Annotated in this window: 6 protein-coding genes; 2 read left to right on the top strand and 4 right to left on the bottom strand. The window is 69.9% G+C overall.

The features are described 5' to 3' along the window. On the bottom strand, positions 1-830 hold an 830-nt coding region (locus ACFPZL_RS08525), incomplete at its 3' end, for an OB-fold nucleic acid binding domain-containing protein (RefSeq protein WP_382335100.1). Positions 831-915: 85 nt separating this feature from the next. Here ACFPZL_RS08525 and rsmD point away from each other — a divergent pair. Beyond that, positions 916-1,521: a 16S rRNA (guanine(966)-N(2))-methyltransferase RsmD gene (gene rsmD / locus ACFPZL_RS08520; RefSeq protein ID WP_218116385.1), complete on the top strand. Its 606-nt coding sequence runs from the start codon at positions 916-918 to the stop codon at positions 1,519-1,521. Between the two features lie 90 nt (positions 1,522-1,611). Here the strand turns inward: rsmD and ACFPZL_RS08515 are convergent, their stop codons facing one another. The 3 genes from ACFPZL_RS08515 to gabT all read right to left on the bottom strand — a co-directional run bounded on the left by ACFPZL_RS08515 (position 1,612) and on the right by gabT (position 5,769). Continuing rightward, positions 1,612-2,742: an SLC13 family permease gene (locus ACFPZL_RS08515; RefSeq protein WP_218116384.1), complete on the bottom strand. Its 1,131-nt coding sequence runs from the start codon at positions 2,740-2,742 to the stop codon at positions 1,612-1,614. A gap of 190 nt (positions 2,743-2,932) precedes the next feature. Next, complete coding sequence (locus ACFPZL_RS08510; protein WP_218116383.1) at positions 2,933-4,402, bottom strand: NAD-dependent succinate-semialdehyde dehydrogenase; 1,470 nt, start codon at positions 4,400-4,402, stop codon at positions 2,933-2,935. Positions 4,403-4,428: 26 nt separating this feature from the next. Continuing rightward, the gene (gene gabT, locus ACFPZL_RS08505; RefSeq protein WP_218116382.1) at positions 4,429-5,769 is read right to left on the bottom strand and encodes a 4-aminobutyrate--2-oxoglutarate transaminase; all 1,341 of its coding nucleotides are present in this window, start codon (positions 5,767-5,769) and stop codon (positions 4,429-4,431) included. Positions 5,770-5,959: 190 nt separating this feature from the next. Between gabT and ACFPZL_RS08500 the strand changes: the two genes are divergently transcribed. Continuing rightward, on the top strand, positions 5,960-6,473 hold a 514-nt coding region (locus ACFPZL_RS08500; RefSeq protein ID WP_382335097.1), incomplete at its 3' end, for a PucR family transcriptional regulator ligand-binding domain-containing protein.

Genomic DNA, 6,473 nt, shown 5'->3' with positions numbered 1-6,473 from the left:
GCGTCGAAGGCGTCGAGCAGTCCGCCGTCGACCCTCGGCCGCGGCGTGCCCGCAGCGAGGCCGAGCTGCCGCCTCCGGTCGAGCAATGCGAGTTGCAGCTCGAAGGCCTCGCGGAACCGCAGACTGTCGCGGGCGCGGCGCCACTCGTCGTCGCGCTCCGGGCGGTGCACCCGCTCGAGCGCCTGCGCCAACGGGATCACATCTTCGGCATCGCGGATCTCGCGCGGCAGCGGATCCTCCACCGCATCCAGTGCGTCGAGGGCGAGCTCGACCGCTTTCTGGATGCTCCAGCTCGGCAGCCTGGCCGTGGCCGGGTAGATCGGCACCGGCCGCTCGGCGAAGGCGCGCGCGGCCGCCTGATCCAGCTCTTCCTTCTGCAGCTCACCGATCGTCTCACCGCCGACCGTCTCGTCGTTCCGGTCGAACAGCTCGTAGTCGGGGTGCTGCAGCTGCAGCTGCCCGCGGTACTCGCTGACCTTGCCGGCGAATATGCCCCGCGCGCCGGCCCGCAGATCGTTCGCTCGCCAGGCCTGGTTGAAGAAGGTGAGCTGCAGCGTGCCGATCCCATCGGTGATCCGCACCTCGAGCAGCTTGCCGTTGCGACGCTGCATCCGCCGCTCGCGCACATCGAGCACCTGCGCCAGCACCGTGACGTGCTCGCCGATGGGGAGGCCGAGGAGCGGGGTCAGTTCGCCGCGGTTGGAGTATCGACGCGGCAGGTGCCACAGCAGGTCCCGCACCGTCCGCATCTCGAACGCCTTCTCGAGCGCGCTCGCGGTGCGCCCGCCCACGACGCCGTCGAGGCGGGAGTCGAGAGTGGCGGGGCTCATGCTCCAAGGGTAGTCGGCACCGCCGACACGAATCACGAGCGGCGGAGCACGCGGCGGCGAGTCCGCGCCCGGGTAGGCTCGTGGGGTGACCAGGATCATCGCCGGCGCCGCCGGTTCGCTGCGGCTGGAGGTCCCCAAGGCGGGCACGCGGCCGACGAGCGATCGCGTGCGCGAGGCCGTCTTCTCGGCGCTCGAATCGTGGGACATGATCGCAGGATCGCGCGTGCTCGACCTCTACGCCGGATCCGGCGCGCTCGGTCTCGAGGCGATCAGCCGCGGTTCCTCCGCCGCGACCCTCGTCGAGCGGCACCCGCAGGCCGCTCAGGTCGCCCAACGCAACGCGCGCACGGTCGCCGCGGCGATTCGCGAGGGATCGCCGCGCATCGACGTCGTGCGCCAGGGCGTGCAGGGGTTCCTCGAAGGCGCCGATCCTCAGTCGGCGTTCGATGTCGTGCTCATCGACCCGCCGTACGACCTCGGCGAGGCGGAACTCACCGCGAATCTCGCCGCGCTCCCGCACCTCCTCGCCGGTGACGCCGTCGTGCTGGTCGAGCGGTCGAGTCGCTCCCCCGAGCCGAGCTGGCCCGCCGGCCTCACCCGGATCAGGGAGCGGCGCTACGGCGAGACGGTCCTCTGGTGGGCGGAGCGCGCCGACCGCGCCGACGGTGCCGACGCCGGCGCCGATCACTGAAACGCACCGCCCGCTGAAGCACGCCGTCCCGTCTCACGGCATGCGCCTTCCCGCCTCGGCTCGGCGCACCTTCCGGCGCATCCGCGGACCCTAGCCCGGGAGGAGCACGCCGAAGACGAGCAGCAGGACAGCGAGAAAGGCGAGATTCACGGCCGAGAAGATCACGAGGAAACGGCGGGTCTCCCCCGGCGCGACCACGCGGAAATGGGCGAACGCGATGAGGCTCGCCAGCGAGGCCACCAGCGTACCGACGCCGCCGATGTTCACTCCGAGCAGCAGCTGGGCGTAGTCCGAGGTGAAATGGGAGAGCAGGATCGCGGCCGGTACGTTCGAGATCATCTGGCTCGCGAGCGCCGCCGAGAGCAACGGGTCGATCTGCATGAACGAGGCGAGCGCGGCACTCACCTCGGGGATCCGCGAGAGGTTGCCGGCGAAGACGAAGAACGCGGCGAACGTGCCGAGCAGCCCCCAGTCGAGCCGCGCGAGCGCCCGGCGATCCGTCACCAGCAGGACGAGTGGCACCGCGAGGCCCGCCCAGAGCGGCAGGGCCCGGAACACGATCGCGATGACCAGAGCGAACAGCAGCAGATAGACGAAGATCCGCCGCGAGGTGAAGGCGATGTCGACCTCCGGCCGGGCGATCGGTGCGCGCGGCACCAGCAGGCAGAGCACCAGGATCAGCACGATCGACACGAGGAACGGCCAGAGCATGATCTCGACGAAGCGCAGCGTCGGGATCTCGTAGAACGCGTGGAGGTAGAGGTTGTGCGGGCTGCCGAAGGGCGTGATCATCCCGCCGAGGTTCGCCGCGACAGTCATCATCACGAAGGTGAACGCCAGACTGCCGCGATGACCGGTCGAATCGAGGGCGCGGTACGCGAGCGGCAGGAACCCGAGGAGCGCGACGTCGTTCGTGAACAGGGCGGAGGCCGCGGCGGTCGCCAGCACGAGCGCCAGCACCAGGCCGCGCAACGTGCGGAACGGGCGGACCACGCGGGTGGCGATGGCGGCGAAGAAGCGGACCCGCTGCAGCGCGGTGATCGTCGCCAGCATGCAGAAGAGCAGGGTGAGCGTGCGCAGGTCGACGTACGCGAGGTACGCCGGATCGGGCGGCACGAGCACCGCCGAACCCGCCGCGAGTGCGACGGCGATCAGGAGCACGGCATGGCGGCGCGCCCAGGCGCCTGGCCGCCTCCGCCGGTTCGCACTCCGCTCGGTCACTCCGCGAGTCTACGGTCCCGGCACAGCGTCAGAAACCTGCAGAGCGTCAGCCGAATTCTCGAAAAACAGCTGACGCTCTGCAGTTTTCCGACCAAGCGCCGGTCGATCCGCCGTGAACAGCACGAGGGCACCGGGATCCGCAGAAGGATCCCGGCGCCCGCGACACCCGCGACGAGCGCGGTCCGCCCCGCTACGTGCGCGGCAGCAGCGTGTACTTCGTCGAGAGGAACTCGTGGATCCCCTCGAAGCCGCCCTCACGGCCGATGCCCGACTGCTTCACGCCGCCGAACGGCGCCGCGGCGTTCGAGACGAGACCCGTGTTGAGGCCCATCATGCCGGTCTCGAGCTTCTCGATCATGCGGTGACCGCGGTGGATGTTCTCGGTGAACACGTAGCTGATCAGGCCGTACTCGGTGCTGTTCGCGATCTGCACCGCCTCGTCCTCGGTCGAGAAGCGGATGATGCCGAGCACCGGTCCGAAGATCTCCTCGCGCATGATCGCCGACTGCGGGCTCAGGTTGTCGACCACGGTGGGCTGGAAGAAGTTGCCCGGCCCGTCGACGACCTGGCCGCCGGTGACGATGTTCGCGCCGGTCTCGACGGCGTCGGCGACGAGGCGCGCGGTGTTCGCCACGGCCTTGTCGTCGACGAGGGCGCCGATGTCGTTGCCCTCGTCGGCACCACGGCCGATGCTCATGGCCGCGACGCGCTCGCCGACGCGGCGAGCGAACTCGTCGGCGACCGACTCGTGCACGATGATGCGGTTCGCCGCGGTGCAGGCCTGGCCGATGTTGCGGAACTTCGCGAGCAGCGCGCCCTCGACCGCGCGGTCGAGATCCGCGTCCTCGAACACGACGAACGGCGCGTTACCGCCGAGCTCCATCGAGGTGCGGAGCACGTTCTGCGCGGCCGCCTCGAGCAGCTTCACGCCGACCGGGGTCGAGCCGGTGAACGAGAGCTTGCGCAGGCGGGTGTCGCTGAGCAGCGCGCTCGACTGGGCGCTCGACTTCGAGGTCGGCACGACGTTGACCACACCAGCGGGAAGGCCAGCCTCCTCGAGCAGTTGCGCGAAGAAGATCGTGGTCAGCGGGGTGAGGGCCGCCGGCTTGATCACGACCGTGCAGCCCGCGGCGAGCGCCGGAGCGATCTTGCGGGTCGCCATGGCGAGCGGGAAGTTCCAGGGGGTGATGAAGTAGCACGGGCCCACGGGAAGGTGCGAGACCACCATATGGCCGGTGCCCTCCGGGTTCTCCCGGTAGTCGCCCGCCACGCGCACGGCCTCCTCGGAGAACCAACGCAGGAACTCGCCGCCGTAGACGACTTCGCCTCGGGCCTCCGCGATGGGCTTGCCCATCTCCATGCTCATGAGCAGCGCGAACTCCTCCTTGCGCTCCATCAGCAGGTCGAAGGCGCGGCGGAGGATGTTCGAGCGCTCGCGGGTAGACGTTGCCGCCCACGAATCCTGCGCCTCGACGGCCGAGTCGAGCGCACGGACGGCGTCTTCCACGGTCGCGTCGGCGATGGTCTTGATGACTTCGCCGGTTGCGGGATCGCTCACGTCGAAGGTTGCGCCGGAGCCCGAGGGCTGCCAGTTGCCGCCGATGGCGAGGCCGGACTGGACGCGGTCGAGCAGTTCCTGCTCGTTGGGCTTGAGTGCCATGATGTACTCCTGGGTTCTTCGGATCGTCAGTTGGCGGCGAGGGCGTCGGCGACGACCTGCAGGCCGTCGCGGAGCAGCTCGTCGCTGATGGAGAGCGGCGGGAGGAAGCGGATCACGTTGCCGTAGGTGCCGCAGGTGAGCAGGATCACGCCCTGGTCGCCGGCCTGCTTCGCGACCGCGCCGGTGAGCGCGGCGGCGGGGGTCTTCGAACCGGTCTCGACCAGCTCGATGGCCTGCATGGCGCCGCGTCCGCGAATGTCGCCGATGCGCGAGTCCGTCTTCTGGAGCTCGGTGAAGAACTCCTCGATGATGGCCCCGATCTCGCGGGCGCGCTGGGTGAGGTTCTCGGTCTCGTAGGTCTCGATCGTCGCGAGCGCGGCGGCGCACGAGATCGGGCTGCCGGCATAGGTGCCGCCGAGGCCGCCCGCGTGGGCGGAGTCCATGATCTCGGCGCGGCCGGTGACCGCCGAGAGCGGCAGTCCGCCGGCGATGCCCTTCGCCGTGGTCACGAGGTCGGGTACGACGCCCTCGTGGTTCGCGGCGAAGAGGTCGCCGGTGCGGGCGAAGCCGGTCTGGACCTCGTCGAGCACGAAGACGACCTTGTTCTCGGTCGCCCACTTCTGGATGGCGGGCAGGAACCCTTCGGCGGGAGCGATGAAGCCGCCCTCGCCCTGGATCGGCTCGATGATGACGGCGGCGAGGTTGGCCGCGCCGACCTGCTTCTCGATCTGCGTGATCGCGACCTCTGCCGCCTCGGCGCCGGTCAGGCCGTCGCGGAAGGGGTACGAGGTGGGCACGCGGTAGACCTCGGGGGCGAAGGGGCCGAAGCCGTCCTTGTAGGGCATGTTCTTCGCGGTCATGCCCATGGTGAGGTTCGTGCGGCCGTGGTAGGCGTGGTCGAAGACGACGATCGCATTCCGCTTGGTGTAGTGGCGGGCGATCTTGACGGCGTTCTCGAGGGCCTCCGCACCGGAGTTGAAGAGGGCGGAGCGCTTCTCGAAGTCGCCCGGGGTGAGTTCGTTGAGCTTCTCGGCGACCTTGACGTAGCCGTCGTACGGGGTGACGGTGAAGCAGGTGTGGGTGAACTGCTGCACCTGGTTGGTGACGGCCTCGACGACCTTGGGCGCCGCGTTGCCGACACCGGTGACGGCGATGCCCGAACCCAGGTCGATGAACGAGTTGCCGTCGACGTCGACCATCACGCCGCCGCCCGCGGCGACGATCGAGACGGGCAGCGCCACGCCGACGCCCGCGGCGACCGCGGCGTTCTTCCGTGCGAGCATCTCCTGCGACTTCGGGCCGGGGATCGCGGTGACGACCTTGCGCTCCTGCGGCAGTGCGGGGCCGCCGAGAGGGGTTTCAGACATGGAGTTGCTCCTTATGCTCACGGATTGATGGAAACGACGCGGCGGATGCCGTGCGGTCACGAGTCAGCTTAGGATCATCGCGCGCGGCAGGGATCTGCCAGAATGGTGGTTGTCACTGCACTCTTTCGCCAGAGTGTCGAAAGTCGGCATACCGCATCCGCGCGGGAGGCCGGGAAGGTCGGGAGGCCCCATGCCCGTGCACGCATCGGCCGCCATCGCACCCGTCGCGATCGGCCTCGGCGAACTGCTCCGGCAGTACCACCTGGGCCTCGTCCTCATCACCGGAGGGACCCATGGCGGCGCCGCCGCCGAGCTTCCGGTGCAGTGGGTGCACAGCAGCAACATGGTCGACCCGACCCCGTTCCTCACTCCGCGCACGGTGCTGCTGACCACCGGCACCCAGTTCGCCGGGGGGCCCGACAGCGCCGAGGCCGAAGCCTACGTCCGCCGACTCCTCGGCGTCGGGGTGACGGCGCTCGGCTTCGGCGTCGGCGTCGATTGGCGCCGGATCCCGACCGCGCTCGTCGACGCCTGCGAGCGCCTCGATCTCCCGCTCTTCCGCGTGCCCTACGCCACTCCGTTCATCGCCATCGCCCAGACGGCGGTCCAACTGCTCGGCGCCCAGGCCAGAGCCCGCGACTCGTGGGCGCTCGAGGCCCAGCGCGCCGTCGCGAACGCCGCCGCCCAGCGCGCTGGACTGGCAG

The sequence above is a fragment of the Leucobacter soli genome (genome assembly GCF_042659205.1).
Taxonomy (GTDB): Bacteria; Actinomycetota; Actinomycetes; order Actinomycetales; family Microbacteriaceae; genus Leucobacter; species Leucobacter soli.
Note: the sequence above shows the minus strand (reverse complement) of the source record. Positions and strands in the feature narration are given on the sequence as shown.

What these genes read in the sequence shown, in the direction of transcription:
- ACFPZL_RS08510 (WP_218116383.1), bottom strand. Translation starts at nt 4,402, where the DNA reads ATGGCACTCAAGCCCAACGAGCAGGAACTGCTCGACCGCGTCCAGTCC.
- gabT (WP_218116382.1), bottom strand. Translation starts at nt 5,769, where the DNA reads ATGTCTGAAACCCCTCTCGGCGGCCCCGCACTGCCGCAGGAGCGCAAG.